General features: G+C 37.4%; 18 protein-coding genes and 1 pseudogene. 13 read left to right on the plus strand and 6 right to left on the minus strand.

Going from position 1 to position 19,212, the window contains the following annotated elements; all coding sequences use genetic code 11:
* Positions 1–853: 853 nt before the first annotated feature.
* On the plus strand, positions 854–1,825 hold the full coding sequence (locus H1P_RS19080; RefSeq protein WP_144870290.1) for an SGNH/GDSL hydrolase family protein: 972 nt from the start codon (positions 854–856) through the stop codon (positions 1,823–1,825).
* A gap of 924 nt (positions 1,826–2,749) precedes the next feature.
* Here the strand turns inward: H1P_RS19080 and H1P_RS19090 are convergent.
* Entirely contained in the window at positions 2,750–2,974 is a 225-nt protein-coding gene (locus tag H1P_RS19090) for a choice-of-anchor F family protein (RefSeq protein WP_186376042.1), read from the minus strand.
* Between the two features lie 239 nt (positions 2,975–3,213).
* Here H1P_RS19090 and H1P_RS19095 point away from each other — a divergent pair, with 239 nt between their 5' ends.
* The 6 genes from H1P_RS19095 (at position 3,214) to H1P_RS19120 (ending at position 7,254) form a co-directional block, all read left to right on the plus strand.
* Entirely contained in the window at positions 3,214–3,435 is a 222-nt protein-coding gene (locus tag H1P_RS19095; protein WP_144870294.1) for a DUF4327 family protein, read from the plus strand.
* Positions 3,436–3,534: 99 nt separating this feature from the next.
* Positions 3,535–3,747, plus strand: a complete 213-nt coding sequence (locus H1P_RS38345; protein ID WP_281291194.1) for a HypC/HybG/HupF family hydrogenase formation chaperone — start codon at positions 3,535–3,537, stop codon at positions 3,745–3,747.
* A gap of 195 nt (positions 3,748–3,942) precedes the next feature.
* Positions 3,943–4,455, plus strand: a complete 513-nt coding sequence (locus H1P_RS19105; RefSeq protein WP_144870303.1) for a pentapeptide repeat-containing protein — start codon at positions 3,943–3,945, stop codon at positions 4,453–4,455.
* A 50-nt stretch (positions 4,456–4,505) separates the two neighbouring features.
* Complete coding sequence (locus tag H1P_RS19110) at positions 4,506–6,059, plus strand: phytoene desaturase family protein (RefSeq protein WP_144870305.1); 1,554 nt, start codon at positions 4,506–4,508, stop codon at positions 6,057–6,059.
* Between the two features lie 113 nt (positions 6,060–6,172).
* Positions 6,173–6,670: a universal stress protein gene (locus H1P_RS19115; protein WP_144870307.1), complete on the plus strand. Its 498-nt coding sequence runs from the start codon at positions 6,173–6,175 to the stop codon at positions 6,668–6,670.
* 119 nt (positions 6,671–6,789) lie between these two features.
* Positions 6,790–7,254: a hypothetical protein gene (locus H1P_RS19120; protein WP_144870309.1), complete on the plus strand. Its 465-nt coding sequence runs from the start codon at positions 6,790–6,792 to the stop codon at positions 7,252–7,254.
* 32 nt (positions 7,255–7,286) lie between these two features.
* Here H1P_RS19120 and H1P_RS38350 read toward each other — a convergent pair.
* A pseudogene (locus H1P_RS38350) lies at positions 7,287–7,394 on the minus strand (IS1 family transposase); the annotation flags it as partial.
* 89 nt (positions 7,395–7,483) lie between these two features.
* Here H1P_RS38350 and H1P_RS19130 point away from each other — a divergent pair.
* The 3 genes from H1P_RS19130 to pta all read left to right on the plus strand — a co-directional run bounded on the left by H1P_RS19130 (position 7,484) and on the right by pta (position 10,380).
* On the plus strand, positions 7,484–7,888 hold the full coding sequence (locus H1P_RS19130; protein ID WP_222427122.1) for a hypothetical protein: 405 nt from the start codon (positions 7,484–7,486) through the stop codon (positions 7,886–7,888).
* Positions 7,843–8,025, plus strand: coding sequence for a GNAT family N-acetyltransferase (locus H1P_RS39425; RefSeq protein WP_222427123.1), 183 nt, complete (start codon positions 7,843–7,845; stop codon positions 8,023–8,025). Before H1P_RS19130 ends, H1P_RS39425 begins: the two co-directional genes overlap by 46 nt.
* 261 nt (positions 8,026–8,286) lie before the next feature.
* Positions 8,287–10,380: a phosphate acetyltransferase gene (pta, locus tag H1P_RS19135; RefSeq protein ID WP_144870311.1), complete on the plus strand. Its 2,094-nt coding sequence runs from the start codon at positions 8,287–8,289 to the stop codon at positions 10,378–10,380.
* Between the two features lie 142 nt (positions 10,381–10,522).
* On the opposite strand, the gene H1P_RS19140 is transcribed toward pta, so the two are convergent.
* The 4 genes from H1P_RS19140 to H1P_RS19155 form a co-directional block, all read right to left on the minus strand.
* Positions 10,523–11,281 (minus strand): PEP-CTERM sorting domain-containing protein, encoded by a 759-nt coding sequence (locus tag H1P_RS19140; RefSeq protein ID WP_144870313.1) that lies wholly within the window; start codon positions 11,279–11,281, stop codon positions 10,523–10,525.
* Between the two features lie 803 nt (positions 11,282–12,084).
* Complete coding sequence (locus H1P_RS19145; protein ID WP_144870316.1) at positions 12,085–12,663, minus strand: DUF3611 family protein; 579 nt, start codon at positions 12,661–12,663, stop codon at positions 12,085–12,087.
* Positions 12,664–12,747: 84 nt separating this feature from the next.
* On the minus strand, positions 12,748–13,947 hold the full coding sequence (locus H1P_RS19150; RefSeq protein WP_144870328.1) for an ATP-dependent 6-phosphofructokinase: 1,200 nt from the start codon (positions 13,945–13,947) through the stop codon (positions 12,748–12,750).
* A gap of 11 nt (positions 13,948–13,958) precedes the next feature.
* On the minus strand, positions 13,959–15,002 hold the full coding sequence (locus tag H1P_RS19155) for a dihydroorotate dehydrogenase-like protein (protein WP_144870318.1): 1,044 nt from the start codon (positions 15,000–15,002) through the stop codon (positions 13,959–13,961).
* Between the two features lie 234 nt (positions 15,003–15,236).
* Here H1P_RS19155 and H1P_RS19160 point away from each other — a divergent pair, with 234 nt between their 5' ends.
* From H1P_RS19160 to H1P_RS19170, 3 genes are all read left to right on the plus strand, one after another.
* A complete protein-coding gene (locus H1P_RS19160; protein ID WP_144870320.1) occupies positions 15,237–15,581 on the plus strand; it encodes a hypothetical protein in 345 nt (114 codons plus the stop codon).
* Positions 15,582–15,712: 131 nt separating this feature from the next.
* Positions 15,713–16,993 (plus strand): glycosyltransferase family protein, encoded by a 1,281-nt coding sequence (locus tag H1P_RS19165; protein ID WP_144870322.1) that lies wholly within the window; start codon positions 15,713–15,715, stop codon positions 16,991–16,993.
* 325 nt (positions 16,994–17,318) lie between these two features.
* Positions 17,319–18,458 (plus strand): hypothetical protein, encoded by a 1,140-nt coding sequence (locus tag H1P_RS19170; RefSeq protein WP_144870324.1) that lies wholly within the window; start codon positions 17,319–17,321, stop codon positions 18,456–18,458.
* Positions 18,459–19,212: the final 754 nt, after the last annotated feature.

Consider the following 19,212-nt stretch of genomic DNA (forward strand, 5'->3'; position numbering starts at 1 on the left):
CTGTGCCATTAATCAAGATTTTTCGTTTGGCCGTCATTGTTAGCGTAATATTTACGCTAACTTGATTCTCCATTTCCTTTTTTTCTGCTAAATTTTTCTCTATTCTTTTTCAAAATGAGAATTGCTGCTTTTTATCCTTCATCTAAAATTCTTTTGGTAAATAAGCATTAAGTATTCAGTGTATTTCCTTACGAAAAATTACCCGCAAACACAATATTTATTTTACTGACATACTAAGTAGTTTATTTGAGCTTTATAAAACTCAGATTTATTGCGAAGTTTTTATGAAAAACATACTTTCAATCTACATGATTTTCCAAATAAACAGTAAAGTTGAAAACTGTAAGGGTAAAAAATCAATGAACCTGAATTAAAGAAGGAGAAAAGCCATGACAGAGATTAATTTTGATATTGCTGAATAAGCATTTAGTTCAAAAAGTAAAAGTTTTGAAAATTGCCTAAAATCGATTGTGCATTTAGTAAAACCATCGAAATAAAGAGCATAATCTATGCTTTATTTAAGGTTTACTGATTATTTATTGATTATTTTGATTCTTATGGCAAAAAAAAATTTAAGTTTTTGTAAAGTAATAATTACTTAATTTTCTGAGATTAATTTTGAGTAAAACAACAATTTTATCTAGATTTCATGTTCTAAAAATATAGGTAATAGCTGTAAAACAATTAGATAAAATTAAATCTTTTAAAGTGTTTAGTTGATATTCTAATTGTAATTTATGCAGTGAATATACTTGGTTGCAACTGTTAGACAGCAATTTAATTCTGTGCAGTCTAATAATCGATCTCACTATTATTATCAGTCCAAATTTTTAATTCAACAGAGGTGTTGTCAATGTTATCTAACTTCGATCAATTGTATGTTTTCGGCGATAGTATTTCCGATACAGGTAATTTGTATAATCTTACTGGTGGTGGACATCCTAGCGATGCTGACTTTAATGGATCAAAACGTTTTTCTAACGGCGATATTTGGGTAGATCATTTTGCTGATGAACTGGATATAACTATCGATCCTTTTACTGAAAATACTGGAATTAACGATAGTTTGAATTTTGCCATTGGAGGTGCAAATTCTGACCGTAGTCATTTTAGCAATTGGCATCTTCCCCCAGAGCTACAACGTTTCGGTTTAGAGGAGCAAATTGATGCTTTTGAAGATTTAGCAAACAATCAAAGTTCTCAAGAAACCTTCGACGACGATCTCTTCTCTATTTCGATTGGTGCCAATGATTACTATAGTCTTATAGGTCAAGATGATCCTAATACAAGAAAAGTCGAAACCAACTTTCCAAAAAACTGGGTAGGAAAAAGAGAGAAAGTTATCGAAGTTGTCGATACCAATATCAAAGATGCAATCGACGAGATTATTGATGCAGGAGGAAAAAATATTGTCTTGTTTAACTTACCAGACTTGAATGAAACTCCTTTAGGTGACAGTTTAGGAAGACAAAATCAAGGACACTTAAAAAGCTTGACCAATATGCACAACAGAAGTCTCTCACGTCTAGTAAAAAGAACGGAAAGAGCTAATCCTGATGTCAATATAATCGAAGTAGATCTGAATGAGTTCGTTGATGACATTATGGACAATCCGAATGAATTTGGCTTTACTAATGTCACTGATAATTTTAGTGGTGGCGATATTTATCACGGCAAAGGGTTTGGCATGGCGGAAGAACCTTCTGTAGGAAATGCAGACGAATATTTCTTCTGGGATAGTGCTCATGTGACTACTAAAGTACATAGCCTAATGGCAGATTTGGTTATAGATACATTAGCCAATGAAGGCTTGATAATGGAATAGGATTTCTTTGGCAAGTCGCTTTGCGCTTTAGTCGATCGAGTAAAGCTTGAGTCTTACGACTCGCTCCTCCCAGATCACACGGCTCAAGCCATACTTCAAGCTTTAAACTTGGATATGATGTGTTCCTGTTTACTATCGGCTTCGTGCAAGTGGATTAAATTCTCAGATTCATCTGAGCCAAAGTCTTTCACAGGTATTATCTGATGGGTTTCCAGATTTAATTAACTTCATTGAGAAGGGATTGACCGCAATTTGGACATTTATAATTTTGATTTTTGGCTACTTGGTCGTATTTACTGCCTTTTGCCCATCGAATTCTATCCAGTTTGCTATTGCGTTTTTCCCAGTAGTCGAATAATTCTGCGTCAAAGGGACTGGCTGTTCCTTTGACTTTTGTATGTCGAACAATTTGTGTTTTAACATTTATTCATCACTTCTAAATCTAAGTATCTCAACACTAAATCCAATTGGCGATGAGTACTTATTTTTTCTGACGGCGGTAAATTGAGCTAAGACCCCAACTAGCAATCAAGTCTTCTTGAGCAGTCAGATTAAATCCAGAACTTTCATCGTCAAAATAGCCCACATCACTACCAACTGGTTCATCAGCAGGGCTAAAAAGTCTCGCAGGAAATAAAGAGCAGCAAGTTGAGAATTACGTGGGTTTGCTTCAGTAGGGAAAAAAAGTCCAGATCGTCATCTAGTCATCTAGTGCTGAACTGTTAAACTCAGATCTTGCACCTAGCCTGTAATCTATCTGTCTTATTAGGGAAAGGGGTAAAGCTTAAAGGGAAAAGGGTACTAAATTGATTACTAATCTCTAATTATTGAGTTTTTATGTACTGGTGCAAGATGTCAGTTAAAGTAACTGGCAAAATCGTCGCCAACATCAAAGCCAATAATAAGTTCCAAGTCTTCTACAAGCTAAGAAGTAGAATTAGTAAATCGCTGAAAAACCCGATATGAATTATTTTCTGTCGGTTCTTGAGCTGTATCAAACTGTAAGTCTATAAATCCAAAGTTTGTCGCTTGAGATTTAAAACGTTTGCCACTGCGACGAGGACTATCACAGTTAACATCCCCTGCTGCTAAGATACAGCCAGCAGCATCGACTCTAGCAAAATAAAACGGCGTGTTATCAACGCACAATATCAGGCATTTTTATAAAGGTCAAGTACTCTAAACTACCATTTGATGTAGGCATTATAATATTACGTAAACATGACAATTTTACTGATATTTTATTTTCCAAATAATTTTATGATTAAAGATAATAAGTAACTCGATCCTCACAAGTTCTTCAAGCTTTTGTTTTATCTTATAAGTTCAAGGTAAATTATCGACCTCTGCAAAATTACTTTAGTATTCATAAAAGAGGGGAATTTCTCATGGCAGTAACTAGTGATTATTCTATTGACGAACTTAAAAATGAAGTTCGTCATCTAGTTGATAGAGGAGTTATCGACCGTCATCAATCAATTTGTGTTTTATGTGAATTTATTCCACCAAGAGAATGGGTTTGTGTTGAATGTGAGTTAGAAAGAAATGATTATACATTTAAAGATCATATTTGCGATCTTTTGTGTAAAGACGAATGGCAAGAAGATTAATTTTTTTTATCGATAGCTAAATATCAAAACAATCAATTAATAAAAATTAGTTATTTATTAGTTATTAGCTATCATGAAGGATTTTATATAGGTTTAGCTATACCTGGCAAAGTTATTTATTTTAATGATAAAGAGCTAATCTTAAAAATGAGTATAATCCGCTTTGGAGGAATCATCAAAAAGGTCGTTCTTACTTATGTTCTTGAAGTTAAAATAGGCGATCGCGTAAGCTTTCACGGGGGTTTTGCTTTAAATATTATCGATCGCGAAAAGGCAGGAGAAACTTTAACTTATATCAAGACAAATAACTAATAATTAATTCAAATCCTCACAAGATACTCATATTTTTTTGCATCTTTATTTTGGATTAAAAATCATTAATTTTTTGTTGAAAGGCGATCTTGCTCTGCAAGGCACGTAGGCGATCGCTTATTCTGACTAAGAACAGACCCCACCAAACAAATATTAACTAATTTTCCAGTAATTCAAAGGGAGGAAAAAAAGCCAATGATACATACGATAATTTTGGGAGAACAAACTTTACAGAAGTCGGATCCCATAAAAGTAGAGCAGCTAAAAGCAGCTTATGAATCAGGTAAAAGAGATTTTTCACAAATAGATTTATCAAAAGCCGATTTGCACAAAGTTCGGTTAGCAGATATCAATTTTAGCCAAGCTTATCTTTGTCGAGCTATTTTGAGTAATGCTCATCTAGAACGCTCTTTTTTCAACAAAGCAATTCTTTATAGCGTAAATTTACACGGGGCGCAGCTATCTCGCGCTAGTTTAATCGAAGCCAATTTAGAAGATGCTAATTTAGCTAAAGCTAATCTCAATCATGCCAACTTAAACGGGGCTAATTTACGCAATGCTAATCTCGAGCGCGCTCATCTAGTGTGGGCTAATTTGCGGGGAGCTAATTTGACTAATGCTAATCTCGATCGCGCCGATCTGAGGGGTGCTAAATTCTGTCGCACAATTATGCCTGATGGCAGCATTAGAAATGATGATTGTTCGTAGGGGCGGGGCGTATCCCCATTAGCCCTTACATATTAGTCAGGAGAAGGGAAATGAAAAACTTTGATTATGTAATTTTAGGTGCTGGTTTAGGTGGATTATCCGCAGCAGCTTGTTTAACTCGCCAGGGATACCAAGTAGCTGTCTTAGAGCAACACTATCTTCCTGGGGGTTGTTGTCATACTTTTGATTATGGGGATTATAGTTTTTGTGCTGATGTTCACTATATTTATGAATGTGGTCAGGGAAAAGGAGTACAACAATTTCTGGATTATATAGATCGCGATGTTCCCTTTAACTCCCTCGATCCAGATTGTATTGACAGAGTGATTACCCCAGAAGTTGATTTTCGGATTCCTCTAAATTGGGAAAAATTGCGCGATCGCTTAAGAGCAACTTTTCCCGAAGAAGCAAGGGGAATTAATCTTTACTGCGATGAAATAAAGCAATTAGCTCAAGAACTAAGCCAGTTAAATCAAGAAATGCATTGGTTTGATTTAAGTTTATCTGATTGGCTATCATTACCCAAATACTGGAATGTATTTACCAAACGTAATTGGACGCTACAAGACCTCTACGATCGCGTTGGACTATCGCCAAAACTACAGGCATTATTAGCTGGTCAAAGTGGTGACTATGCTTTACCACCATCAGAAATTGCCCTGATTAGCCATACATCACTGGTTTGGGCTTACTCAGAAGGCGCGTATTATCCCCAACATCACTTTAAACACTTAGTTGATACTATTGTCTCTTTCATTACTGAAGGCGGTGGCGTAGTTAAATTTTCTACTCCTGTTAAGCATATCGAAGTAGAAAACCATCGGGTAAAAAATATCACCGCAGGGAGAGAAACTTATCAAGCTGACATAGCATACATTAGTGACCTCGATCCCAAACTCACAGTCAACTTAATGCACAATTCTCTGGCTTTGAGGCGACAAGAATACAATCGTCTTACTAATTATGAATACTCCGCTAGTGCTTTTAATGTTTACCTTGGTTTAAACTTTGAATTTCAACCCGAATCCTACGGCATTGGCAATTGGAATATCTGGTACTATCCTAACGCCGATCTCAATCGGGCATATCAACAACAGCTTGCGGGTAATCTAAAACATCCTTGGATATTTCTCTCCTGTCCTACCTTAAAATCTCGCGAACCAGGTATGGCACCGCAAGGTCATCATGTTCTAGAAATTGCCACTATCTGCCCCTATAAACCTTTTAAAGAGCTCCACGAAACAGACGCTAAAGCTTACAAAGCTCAAAAAAGAGCCGTATATCAGCAGGTAATGACCAGCGTTTGCGATCTCATCCCCGACATAGACAAATACATTCGCCTGAAAATCTTTGGTACACCGACCACCAGCGAATACTATCTCGGACAACCCCAAGGAAATGCCTACGGTGCTAAATTGATTCCCCAACAAATCGGTTTAAATCGTCTGGGCTATAAAACAGAGTTGCCTAATTTGTTCTTAGTTGGCGCAACTGCTGGCTATCCTAGCGTCCCAGGAGTAATCAGTAATGGTATGGACGTAGTGGAAATGTTAACAGGAGAATCAATTCGTCAACCAAAACCTGAATTAGTAGTTAGTGGGTAGAGACGCGATATATGAGGGGCGTACGGTGGTTGATTGCTAATTGCTAATTGCTAATTGTTCACTGGTAACTGATTACTGATAACTGATTACTGATAACTGATTACTGATTACCTATGTTCCAAAAAATCCTCGTCGCTTTAGATCGCTCATTCCAAGCAGCAGCAGTTTTCGATTTTGCCTTATCTATCGCTCAACCAGAAACAAGTCAAATGCTACTGGTTCATTTTATCGATTGGCAAATGCAAGATGTCTCGCCGTGGGTCGGTGCTGCAACTCTATACGATATTGATGCATCTGGTAATCCCTATGATTGGAGTCGCCAAAGCTTGCAACAAGAAATCGAACAAAGTAAAAGCTGGCTCGAAAATTATGCTCAAAAAGCGATCGCCAATAAGATTTCCTGTAAATTTGAATGTTACGTAGGTAGCTGTAATTTAGGAATTGGCGATCGCGCTAAGGAATGGGATGCCGATGTGATTATTATGGGTCGTAGGGGTCATAGAAATATATCAGAGATACTTTTAGGTAGTGTTAGCAATTATGTAATTCATCACGCACCTTGTTCTATTTTGGTAGTTCAAGAAACTCAAAAGACAGTCGTTAGTCGTTAGTCGTTAGTTGTTGGTGGATAGGGGCTTTTGCTGTGCCTTGCCTATGAGTTAGTTGTTAGAGACGTGAAATAAGAGAAGAGGTCTTTGCTCCTGATTTCTCAACTGTTGGAGATTTTAAAATGACAAAAATCAACACTATAAACCATCGAGAAAAGATAATCGTCTTGTGGACAGTGTTTCTTTTGGGAACATTGTTTCACACTCAATTAGCGTTAATGCCTTTATTTCATGGTATTGATGTAGCTATGATGGGACACCATCATCAAGAAATAGCAATCATAGCAGAGATAACCCCAATTTTATGGGGAATGCTGCTCTTTTTTATGTTACCAATGCTGGCAATTGTCGCTACGGCATTTTACGAATTTAAACGCTATCGAACGTTTCATTTTGGATTGACTATAGTTTATACAGTCTTGAACCTACTTCATGCGATCGCAGATTTATTAGTTACTCCTATTGCTTGGTATCAAATTGTTTTAATGGTATTTTTACTGTTCATTGGCATACTATTGAATATCGTTTCTTATCAATGGATGCAAATTGGTTCTCGTCGCCCTTCAATAAGAGCATTAGTAGAATAAATTATCCTGGCGTTGCTGAATCAATGGATGAATCAGTGCGGAATAGGCGCATCCTCAAACTTCAAATAATGAATTAATAATTTAATTGAATGCTTCAATATCTCCTCAAATTTTGAATAACAAAGAGTTTTATGATTTATGAATGAGGGCGTGGCTAAAAAGTTATCTGTTGGATTGCGAAGTTGTGCTAAGCTGCACCCTTGTGAGATATCAAGATTACAGTGATTTTATGAGTCAGCAAACTTACTTGAAAGTGCCTTTTGTTTGGGAAGAGCCAAAACCGTCGATTGAAATTCCTTCTCGATTAAAGTTCAAAGCTGCTAGAACACTGAGCTATGAAGTATTACTTTCGGCAGTTGCTCAGGTTATGGAGTCCTCAATTGATGCAAGCGATCGAAAACAAGTCGTGGAACGTGGTTCTCGCCAAGCTGCTGAGCAGTTTTTGTCTGAGTCGAAAGATGGATTCTTGTATCAAGATGAATGGTGGCAGATTGGGTTTAGTAGCGATGATAGAGTCGTTGGGTTTGAATCTATCCAGGTTGTGCTAAAGATGGTTTGGAAGAAGCAACTATTTACTACATTGGAGTTTTGCCAGAATATCGTGGACAGGGCTTTGCAGCCGATTTGCTCTTAAAAGGAACGAGAGTACTACAAGATGTAGGGGTTTGGAGAGTGTTCTGTGATACAGACGCGAACAATATTCCGATGATTTCTACTTTTAAGCGAGTTGGATATCAGCAGTACAGTGAATCTTGGCAACGCCCTCTGTAGAAATGCCAGCAGCCTAACAACGCCCATGCACACTGATCGATGAGAGGTTTTGCTTTTGCTAATTAGTATAAGAAAATACATCTACAATTGTGAAGGTGAATAATAATTATTCACTGCACCGCAACCTCTAATCTGAAATGCTTAAATGTTTGCTACAGATAAGTAAATGAACAAACAATAATTTCTTCTGCCTCTTGCCTGACAAAACCTATGTGTGGCTTTTTTTTTATACTTTATATAGCTTTTTACTTCTGACTTATTATGACAGCTTCTCTCTACATCAGTACTACTGAAACAGGGAGTGGAAAAGCTCTTGTTTCTCTGGGGATTATCGAACTAATTCTCAGGAAAACTAATAAAGTAGCTTTTTTTCGACCAGTAATCAGAAAACAACCTTTCGGTAAGCAAGATGAAGATATCAATTTAATTCTGAATTATTTTGCTCTAAATCAAACTTACGAGTCAGCTTTTGGCTTATACGTTGAGGAAGTTGAAGAATTAATCAGTAGCAGCAACTACGATGAAGTTTTAGACAAAATTATTCTCAAGTATAAGAATTTAGAACAGAACTATGACTTTATCTTGTGTGAGGGGTCTGATTATCTAGGACAAGTATCCGCTTTTGAATTTAATTTAAATACGGAAATTGTCAAAAATTTAGGCTGTCCTATTCTTATTGTAGGGAATGCCGATCGCCGAAGTGTTCAAGAAGCGATCGCACCTGTTAAAATATCTCTGAAATCTTATCTAGCCAAAGAATGTCAGGTTATTGGCATAGTGTTTAATAAAGCTAATCCAGAACTATTAGCACAACTACCAATTGCCTTAGCCAATCAATGGAACAGTAGCAATCATTTACTAGCTGTTATTCCCTACGAACCAAAACTAAGTAGTCCTAGAGTCGGAGAAATTGCCCAACAGCTTAATGCAGAAGTTCTTTATGGAGATAAACGCCTCAATAACTTGGTGGTCGATTACGTCATTGCTGCGATGCGGTTAGAACACGTGATTAGCAGACTGAAAGAAAATAGTTTAGTCATTACTCCAGGCGATCGCAACGATCTGGTTGTGGGGCTGCTACAGGCTCATCAATCAGTCAACTATCCCCATTTATCGGGTATTTTGCTCTCAGGTGACTTGCAACCAGAACCATCCATTAGAAAGCTGATTGATGGTCTTTACGATCCGATCCCCATTCTCTGCGTCCCCAACAATACTTACGAAACCTCCGAGTTAATTAAGCAGGTTAATACTTCCTTGGTTTATAGCGATCGCAAAAAAATAACTTTGGGCATCCATCTATTCGACGATTATGTTAATTTGAGCCAATTAGAAGAACAAATTAACACTATTAAAGTCAAGGGGATTACCCCCAAGATGTTTACCTACAATTTATTGCAGCAAGCCAAGTCTCAAAAACGACATATCGTGCTTCCAGAAGGGGAAGAGATCAGGATTCTCCAAGCAGCAGCCTTTCTCTTAAATCGAAATATTGTAGACTTGACTCTTCTAGGCAATCCAGCAAAAATTGAGCAAATTATTAAGCAAAATGGCATTGCTTTAGACATCAGCCAGCTACAAATTATCGATCCTGCTGGATCGGATAAAGTCGAGTCTTATGCTGAGCGATTTTATCAATTAAGAAAGCACAAAGGTGCAACTCCAGATATGGCTCGCGAATATTTACTAGATCTCTCTTACTTTGGGACGATGATGGTCTATGCAGGAGACGCAGATGGCATGGTATCGGGTGCAATTCATACCACTCAGCATACCCTTAGACCAGCTTTGCAGTTGATTAAAACTAAACCAAGTTATGCTCTGGTTTCTTCTGTCTTTTTTATGTGTTTGGAAGATCGAGTACTTGTCTATGGTGATTGTGCAATTAATCCCAATCCTAATGCAGAACAGTTGGCAGAAATCGCTCTTTCTTCGGCTGATACAGCTACAGCTTTTGGTATTGAACCCAAAGTAGCACTCTTATCTTACTCTTCTGGTACTTCAGGCAAAGGAGAAGAAGTAGAAAAAGTTAGAACGGCAACTGCGATCGCCAGAAAACGACGACCCGATCTCAAAATTGAAGGGCCAATTCAGTATGATGCTGCGGTAGATTTAACCGTAGGCTCGCAGAAAATGCCCGATTCCCAAGTTGCAGGACAAGCTTCGGTTCTGATTTTTCCTGACTTAAATACAGGAAACAACACCTATAAAGCCGTCCAAAGAGAAACAGGCGCACTGGCTATTGGTCCTATTGTTCAAGGTTTGAATAAACCCGTCAACGATCTGAGTCGTGGTTGTACTGTTGATGACATTATTAATACGGTAGCCATTACTGCTATTCAAACTCAAATTTAGAATCTGGGTTTTATTTAGGCGATCGCACTATTGCCGAATGCTAAAATAATAAAAGCTGAAAGCTAAGTCTTAATTACCTTGCTTAACTTTCGGCACTTACCATCAAACCATATAGTTATCAGTGTCTAGCTCACACTGGTAACTATGAAACTTGTTTCTTACACTTCAAACCCAAGCCTAAACCGCAGACGGCGAATAAACCGAGGATAGTTGTAGGTTCGGGAATTTCCGCTAGGGTACCTGGTGGAGGTTCGGAGATTTCCGTTACAGTAACTGAGACTGAGCCTGAATATCCAGCAGCCCCATCAGGAATATCTTCAAAGACGAATGCTGACCCAGTAACAGGAAAATCAGGCTCTCCTAAATTATATGTTTGTCCTGGTGTTACAACAGTCACTCCTGCCAGTTCTATTGCTTCAAATTCGACACCCTCTATAGGACCACCACCAAGAGGTACATCGAATTCACCCTGAAATAAAGAGCCTGCTGCATATGTCACCACTACTTCGTTGTTGAAGTCAAATACCAAGTCATTGGTGAGTTCATACTTAAATTCTTGGACGACATCATCTACTAGTGGAAGAGAGCTTACAAATTCAAAGTTTCCCAAAGCGGAGTCTACACTCTGCACGAAAGGAGGGGGCGCAGCAGGAAATGGAGGTACAAACTCCCCGTTAGCAGTACCAACAAATGTTAGGTTGTCAGGGCTAAATGTAACGGAAAAAGTGTCACCAGCAACAGGATTTACTTCATCGAAGAAGGATGAAGCTCCATCAGCCCACTGAAGACTTCCAGCCTGAGCAGGTGCAGCAGTAATTCCTATGCCAGCGATAACTGCGATCGCTCCAAAAACAGCAACTCCGACAGGAGCTAACTTGTGAACAAATTGAGGTTCACTCATCAATTATCCTCTCTATAAATTGTTAAAAAAAATACAAAAAACTATTATTGCCAGTTATTTTGCTTACAAGATTAGTTGTTCATTATTGTCAAAAAAAATACAAAATTTTGTGGGAGATTAACATCAAATTTAGTAATATTTTGGGGCTTATCTATTTTTTTAAGCAACCAAAAAAAACACTAAAATTAGTGTCACAAACATTTTTTGAATGAACAACTTAATCTACACAAAAATACTAAAGCTTCTTTACTAAAAATACAAGTATTTATACTACGTATTTACAGTATCTTTACATAATAAAAATGTCATTATTTGATAACAAGCACAAGTACTTGCTACTGTTACTCAGTAAAAACAATTACTTAAGCCTCTTATTTCTTATTTAATGTAGTATTTTACAATTCAAGACAACCTCAGTTAAATATTTCTGTAATATAAAAGGTTGCAAAGCAAATATTACACTATGTTAGAAATCATACTTATGGTTATTAGCTTTTTCTTATTGAGAATAATTAACCATCAAAAACTTTGTTTTGTATATTTTTAGAAGATATAATTTAGTTTATTTTGGAGTAGCTATTAACTACCCAAACAAAATATAATATTGATAATTATCTAAGTATTTACTAATATTTATTAATTCAACTTATTTTGATTCGCGATGCATAATCAACCTGGCATTGGTGCTGACTTGCTACTTACTACTGCGACGCGATAGCGATATGCGGAGCGGTATCCTTTAGGAGTCCTTATAGGGCCACTTTACTCAACAAAGGTTTTCTCGGCTTATGCAAGGAGTTTTCTCAATGATGATGTAGATGTAATTTTTCTAGCAACCACATCGAGCTAGCAGCACCAACAAAGTGAGCAGTAATCAAATTAAAATTAGCTACCACAACAAACACATCCAAAGCCCTAACAATACGATTGGGATTAGTAATTGCCATCCCTGGAGGTTGAGATACGGTTTTAGCTATTAATACTCCTAAACTCGAACCCGCACCAAAAAGCCCCAGCAATATGCCAATAAACCCGAAAATTACCCCAAAACGCAGCAGTTGAACCGTCTCTGCTTTCCGTGGAGAAAAATGAACATCTGGTTCTCGCAGTAAACCTTTAGCAATGTGAGTGTAGCGAAAGGCAAAAAAGATAGTCACCCACAACGCTAAAAAACTGCAAATAGACCAAAAGATACCGATACCAATTCCTGCACTAGCATCTGGGCTAAATTTTCTTCCTGATGCAGCGAACAGCAAAATAAGTATGGAAGCAAACGCTAATCCTAACTGTACCCACAAACTTAGCCAGCCATACCAACTAAAAGTATGAGCAATTTTCTGGATTTTACGAGAGGGTGGAGGATATTTTGATTTTGCTAGCATGATTTTGTTGGTGAGTAGAGATGTTCCAGGTCATGTTCGTACGGGTGGTTAGTTGTTAAAACTTTTGACTTTTGACTTACTACTTTATGACTCCTGACTTCTGACTCCTGACTTCTGACTCCTGACTTCTGACTCCTGATTACCAAGATAAATACCGAGCGATCTCGCTGTTTGAACTAAAAAACCATCTTTGTTAACGGGACTCGGACAAACACCGAGTTGATGACACTGTTTGATATGGGGGATAACTTTATCTAAGGATTGGCTTTGTACTGTGCCACTTTGCCAGACCACAAGCTGATTGTATTTTTCTTCAGCAATTAAATCTATAGCTTTTTTCGCAAAGGTAGCAGCCAAGAGACGGTCATAAGATGAAGGTGTACCACTGCGCTGGATGTGACCCAAAACTGTCGAACGGGTTTCGAGTTTATCTAAGTCATAAAATTCTGGTTTGTCAGAGAGACAAAGTTTATGGCTCATTTCGTTGATGTTTTGGGCTAAATAGTCACCAATATATTTTTCTTTAGCTCCTGCTTGATTTTTGACACCTTCAGCAATGACTATGAGAGCAAATTTACGTCCTGACAAGCGCAACTGGGCAATCCGAAGACAAATATTAGTAATTAATTCGCTATCTATTTGGGGAGTAAGTTCGGGAATTAAAATGATATCAGCACCGCCAGCAATTCCCGCATGGAGTGCTAAATGACCTGCATTACGTCCCATTACTTCAACTACTATGGTGCGATCGTGACTGGCAGCAGTAAAGGTAAGATCGTAGAGGGCAGATGTCACTGTATCCACCGCAGTGCGAAATCCGATGGATCTTTCGGTAAAAGGTACGTCGTTATCGATGGTTTTGGGAATTGCCACTAAATTCCACTGTCCTTGTTCTGCCAAATCATAGATAATATCTAGGCTGCCATCTCCTCCTACGGCAATCAGGGCATCGAGTTGTAAATTTTGATAGCCTTGAATAATCATTTTTGCGATCGCAGGATCGCTAGGATTACCTCTACTCAAAGAGCCTAAAATACTACCACTCAGAAATTGTAAAATATCTATTCCATGAAGTATTCCTGGTAAATCGTAACCATGCTCTTGTAACTTTAAATCTTCCGAACAGCATTGTCCCTGTTCTAGTTTGAGAAAACCATCTGTACCGTAGGGAATTCCGTATACTTCCCATCCTTTTTGACAGGCACATTTAACTACGGCACGAATAATGGCATTTAAGCCTGGACAATCACCGCCACTAGTCAAAATTCCGATTCTTTTATTCATCATGCTTGAATTTACGATTGTTTAGCAGGGGCGATTTGCAAATTGTCTTCACTGATTAATGAGGGAAAACTTTGGATCGCTTTGAGATATTGCACCCTTTCAAAAACACTAGGATCGGGGCAATTCTTTTGACTCATACTGCCCTGTAATTGAGCGATTGAATCGTATTCTTTAGTTTCTAACCATTCAATGATGTCCCTTTCGATGTCCTGAAGCTTCTCAATGCCATGACTTAACAGCACACTAACTAACATGGTGACATTAGCCCCTACCATCATCATTTTGATGACATCATCGGCAGTACGAATACCACTGGTAGCAGCAAAATCCACAGGAAGAGTTCCATACAAAATGGCAATCCAGCGCATCGGAAGGCGCATTTCTCGAAAAGTACTCAGGAGTAAATTGGGTTCTATGGTTAAAGTTTCGAGATCGATATCTGGTTGATAAAAACGATTGAATAGTACCAAGCCATCTGCTCCTACATCACTAATGCGTTTCGCCATATTTGCCATATTGCTAAAGAAAGGACTTAGTTTAACCGCCACAGGAAGATTAACTGCTGAAGTAACACTGTGAATAATATCAATATATGCTTGTTCTACTTGTTCTCCTGTTAGTTCCAGATCTGTAGGAACATCATAGATATTGAGTTCCAATCCATCAGCACCAGCTTGTTCTACTTGGCGGGCGTAATCACCCCAACCACTAATAGTGGAACTGTTGAGGCTGGCAATAATCGGAATGTCCACTATCCTTTTAGTGCGAAAAATGTGATTGAGATAGGCTTCTGAACCCACATGAAAAATTTCTGATTCGGGAAAGTAGGAAATAGCTTCTGGATAGCTCTCTGTACCGTGGGTAAGATGATGATAAAGAGCGTAACGTTCTTCTAAAAGCTGTTCTTCAAAAAAAGAGTGTAAAACAACCGCCGATGCACCAGCATCTTCCATGCGTTTAATATTATCAATATCTTCAGTCAAAGGAGCAGCAGCACCAACTACCAAAGGCGATCGCAACTCTAATCCTAAATAAGTTGTAGATAAGTCTACCATCTGTTTCCCTCTTTTCTGTGCCTCTACTTTTTAATGAGAATTCTCGGTTTTCAAGTTAGGGGAATTATTTGAGGAAATTGTGAGGATGCTTGTGTTTAGTGGTTGGTGGTTAGTCCCGTACCATCTTCGTCCCCTTGTACATCAGCATTTTCCATTTGTTCTGGGTCAGGATGTTCAAAAATTAACCATCTATAATAGAAGTAGGGAAGTTATCTAATTTTGGGAAAAAGCAAAATGAAAACCAATACTCTACATTCGGTTACTAATTTAGTAGAATCTTTAGTAATTGCTACTGTAATTATTTTAGTAGGAGCGATCGCAACTGCTCAAGCACAAAACAATACTCCTAGAGTCGCAAATTTTAACTCTACTCTTAATGGTGTATTTACTCCTACTGCTGCTGACAGATTCTTTAAAGCAGGAAGGGAAGATTTTTCCAAGGAAATCGACTTTTTAACTAATTCAGAACAGTATCTTAATGGGGATTTGCTAAAAATTGATGAAGAATTAATGGAACAGATGCAGGAAACTCAGCCCCTTCACGATTCTGTGCCAGGTGATTTTCCAATTAGTGAGTAAGTTTTCACTGGTTACTAAACACTTTGAAAGAATGAGGAACGAAGATAAGGTATTAAAGTTAATGAGCATTCGAGACAAGTTAAGATTAACTGTATCGGGTCAACTACTATCGATAGTGCCTTTATTTCATCATGTCTCCTCTAGATATTGTCATACTAACTAATGGGCCAGGAGAGATTGTTACCTGGGTACGTCCCGTAGTTAAAGCTTTGCGTCAAAAATTGGATACAGATACCTCTCAAGTAAGAATATCTGTAATTTTGTCTCCTTGTCCCCATAGTACAGGAAAGGAAGCAGCGATCGCCATTAGTTACTCTGAAATCGATAGAGTACAATCGGCGCAAAATTTTCTTCCTTTTTTACTATGGGGTAAAACTGCCGATCTTTGGCATTGGCGTAAACAGGGAATTGTCATCTTTCTAGGAGGAGATCAGTTTTATACTCTAGTCGTGGGTAAACGCTTAGGCTATCAGACTTTAGTCTATGGAGAATGGGATGCTCGTTGGTATCGCTATTTGGATGCTTTCGCCGTGATGAATTCTAACGTATTGCAAAAAGTACCCTCCAGATATCACCATAAGTTTACTGTGGTGGGAGATTTGATTGCAGATATCGTTTTAGAAGTTGAAACTAATTCCCCAGCGAAATCTCATTCAATTACGATTGCCGAAAACTCGCGTCAGGTGATTGGTTTACTCCCTGGATCGAAACCAGCCAAACTAATGCAAGGAATTCCTTTGTGTCTGGCGATCGCAGAAAAATTACAGCATCTCAAGCCTGAATTACAATTTATGATTCCTGTTGCACCGACCATAAATATTAATAGTTTAGCCAGCTATGCCCAACCAGAAAATAACTCTTTAATCTCGCAATTAGGAGGAGTTACGGGCAAACTGATGAAAGCTAGCAATCCTGAAGAAGACCCCTATATTATCACCCCACAAGGTACAAAAATTGCTTTAATTACTCAATTTCCCGCTTATCAACATCTGTTATCTTGTCAGCTATGCGTGACAACTGTAGGAGCAAATACGGCGGAATTAGGTTCATTAGGGATTCCGATGATTGTCTTGTTACCCACTCAACAATTAGATGCGATGCGTTCTTGGGATGGAATTCCTGGAATTCTAGCTAATTTACCATTTTTGGGGACTAGCTTCGCTAAATTAATCAATACCCTTGTAATTAGACAAAAACGCCTCTTTGCTTGGCCTAATATTTGGGCAAAACAAGAAATTGTGCCTGAATTAATCGGTCAATTGAACCCTCAAGATATAGCAATCATGATTAATAATTATTTGAATCATCCTGAAAAATTACAATGTATGAGTAATCACTTAATTTCTGTTAGAGGAAAACACGGAGCAGCCGAAAAAATTGCCTCAATAGTTAAACAACAATTAAGTACTTAGGTAAAATTAGTTACACATTTTGTTTGCCAATGATATCAGGTTTGGTCAAACAGCTTATTTGTTGTAGATGATGGGGAAATAGGAAAATAAGGAAATAAGGACTTAAGGAAACACTTTATTTAAAGTAATTATCCACACTCGATCTTACCTATTAAGCTGTCTCCACCACGTAATTGGATTTGCAGGACTACTTAGGTAATCAAAACTTTAAAAATTTTTTAAGCGCAGTTTACATTTTTTGAACTATTTGAAACAACATGTTAGCCTAAAACAATAGAAAGAATAATTAATGAAGTAATAGAATAAAAATCAAAAAAAAGTACTTATGAATCGTTTATTAATCAGAATGGGCTTAGGGATAGTAATCTATCTACCTCTCTCCGTATTAGATAGCCGTTCTAGTTCGGCAGTATCGCTGAAATTTAGCGATCGCTACGAACTAACAAAATTAAACGATGAAACGCCTAATAATGGTGGTTTATCCCTAATTCCTAGCAATTTTGATTCTGATTACAGTAACCAATCACCACTTCAAACATCTTCTGAGTTTAATCTCTCTTCTACCCAAGCACCACAGGATTCATCTTCCACAGAAAATATAACAGATTTATTCTTAGGTTCTACTTACAATATTCAAGTACAAACTGGCACAGAATCAGAAGATCAAAGCTTGTTAGAGTATGTAACTAATTCTTTAAGGAATATACAATTTAACAGCGTTGGAAGTAACTCGTTTGCGAACCCCAACGTTATTGTATTACCTCAAGTAGCTTATGAAGATATTTACAGAGGATTATACGATTTTGAAATTGATGTCACAGCCAACCCTTCCACTGGTGTTCCTAGAGTAGTTGATAACTCAATACCAGAAGAATTTTTAATCTCTCAAGAATCAATTCGTAACTACGAACCCCAGCTTGTAGGTTTTCAACCTTTGAGTGATAGTGCTGATGGCAATATCCTGCCTGGTAGATATGCATCCACCATATCTGCTGTACTTTATGAAAGTACAGAATCAGGAGCAAATAATAGCGGTGGTTCGTCTTCAGCTATTCAAAATCTCTATGGTGGCAACATTAGAGCAGTTCTGAACAATAATTCTTACGAAGATTTATCTACTAGGGTCGGATCGGTATTACCATCAACAAATGCCAGTGTGTTTACTAATATTGAAGACATAGAAATTGAATCTAATTATAAAACTGTGTCTGCTTTCCAAAAATTTCAGAATCAAAAAGATCCCAGACAAATAGAGCTAGAAGAACAACTTGCAGAACAACAAGAAAAGAGCAAGGAACAAAGGGAAAAAATACTTGATAAAATAAGAAAAGATCAAAGAAAAAGAAATTTAAAACGTATCAAAGAAGAAAAAAAACTTCGGCAAAAAAAAGCAAAAGAACTAAGTAAACAAAGGGAAAAACTACAAGAAACATTAGAAAAACAAAGAGATAGATTTAGCAATTAGTAACAGTACCAATAATTATTTTAGCGTTGCTGATTTAAAGTATTAAGTAATAAATAATGATGTTCTTAGAAGAGTTTTGTCAATAACTCTATGTTTCCTTTAAAGCTCATGAATTTCATTATCTGTTAAAGTAATCATCTAAATAATTCTGGTTAGTAGATTAAGAAAACAGAATATTGACCAACGTTTATGTGCCATCTTCAGAGGATTTGTTTATAGAGTATTTTAGCGATCCGATCGAAATGTTCTGCTAGTTCTTTTTTTGATTCTGGTGTCATTTTGTGGATTTTTTGTGCCCAAACATAATTCGATCTTTACTGGTTATGGTGATTTTAAAAGTTCATTTGTTCTTGCATAATTGTCTTGCTCCCAGCCCCCAATAAATATCCAGTGTAGAGATGTATCATGATATGTCTCTACAAGGTTTAACCGTTTCATCGATAAACTGGGTATGTATAGTAATTCCAAATAGAAACCATAATTTATTTGGGACTACTTTTCATCCTTTATGCCCTAAAGGACTCACCGATGGTCGCGCGACGCGAAGCGAGTCCTTTAGGGAAGCGGTATCCTTTAGGGCATCCTTCATCCCTCATCCTTTTACCAAGCTCTTCGGGCTAATAAGTAATACGAAATCCTGTTTAGAAAACCAGGTTTAAATTAAATATCAGATAACCAATAGTAATTCGTTAAATCTCTAATTTCTTTAGTCATTTCATTTAAAACATTGCAACGTTTAACTAGAATTTCTTCA

The organism is Hyella patelloides LEGE 07179, assembly GCF_900659865.1.
GTDB lineage: Bacteria > Cyanobacteriota > Cyanobacteriia > Cyanobacteriales > Xenococcaceae > Hyella > Hyella patelloides.

Bases quoted from the DNA above. Each gene is read 5' to 3' on its own strand.
- H1P_RS19170 (WP_144870324.1), top strand. From the start codon at position 17,319: ATGAATCGTTTATTAATCAGAATGGGCTTAGGGATAGTAATCTATCTA.
- H1P_RS19155 (WP_144870318.1), bottom strand. From the start codon at position 15,002: ATGGTAGACTTATCTACAACTTATTTAGGATTAGAGTTGCGATCGCCT.
- H1P_RS19165 (WP_144870322.1), top strand. From the start codon at position 15,713: ATGTCTCCTCTAGATATTGTCATACTAACTAATGGGCCAGGAGAGATT.
- H1P_RS19105 (WP_144870303.1), top strand. From the start codon at position 3,943: ATGATACATACGATAATTTTGGGAGAACAAACTTTACAGAAGTCGGAT.
- H1P_RS19140 (WP_144870313.1), bottom strand. From the start codon at position 11,281: ATGAGTGAACCTCAATTTGTTCACAAGTTAGCTCCTGTCGGAGTTGCT.
- H1P_RS19160 (WP_144870320.1), top strand. From the start codon at position 15,237: ATGAAAACCAATACTCTACATTCGGTTACTAATTTAGTAGAATCTTTA.
- H1P_RS19095 (WP_144870294.1), top strand. From the start codon at position 3,214: ATGGCAGTAACTAGTGATTATTCTATTGACGAACTTAAAAATGAAGTT.
- H1P_RS19145 (WP_144870316.1), bottom strand. From the start codon at position 12,663: ATGCTAGCAAAATCAAAATATCCTCCACCCTCTCGTAAAATCCAGAAA.
- H1P_RS19130 (WP_222427122.1), top strand. From the start codon at position 7,484: ATGAGTCAGCAAACTTACTTGAAAGTGCCTTTTGTTTGGGAAGAGCCA.
- H1P_RS19150 (WP_144870328.1), bottom strand. From the start codon at position 13,947: ATGAATAAAAGAATCGGAATTTTGACTAGTGGCGGTGATTGTCCAGGC.
- H1P_RS19110 (WP_144870305.1), top strand. From the start codon at position 4,506: ATGAAAAACTTTGATTATGTAATTTTAGGTGCTGGTTTAGGTGGATTA.
- pta (WP_144870311.1), top strand. From the start codon at position 8,287: ATGACAGCTTCTCTCTACATCAGTACTACTGAAACAGGGAGTGGAAAA.
- H1P_RS19120 (WP_144870309.1), top strand. From the start codon at position 6,790: ATGACAAAAATCAACACTATAAACCATCGAGAAAAGATAATCGTCTTG.
- H1P_RS19115 (WP_144870307.1), top strand. From the start codon at position 6,173: ATGTTCCAAAAAATCCTCGTCGCTTTAGATCGCTCATTCCAAGCAGCA.
- H1P_RS19080 (WP_144870290.1), top strand. From the start codon at position 854: ATGTTATCTAACTTCGATCAATTGTATGTTTTCGGCGATAGTATTTCC.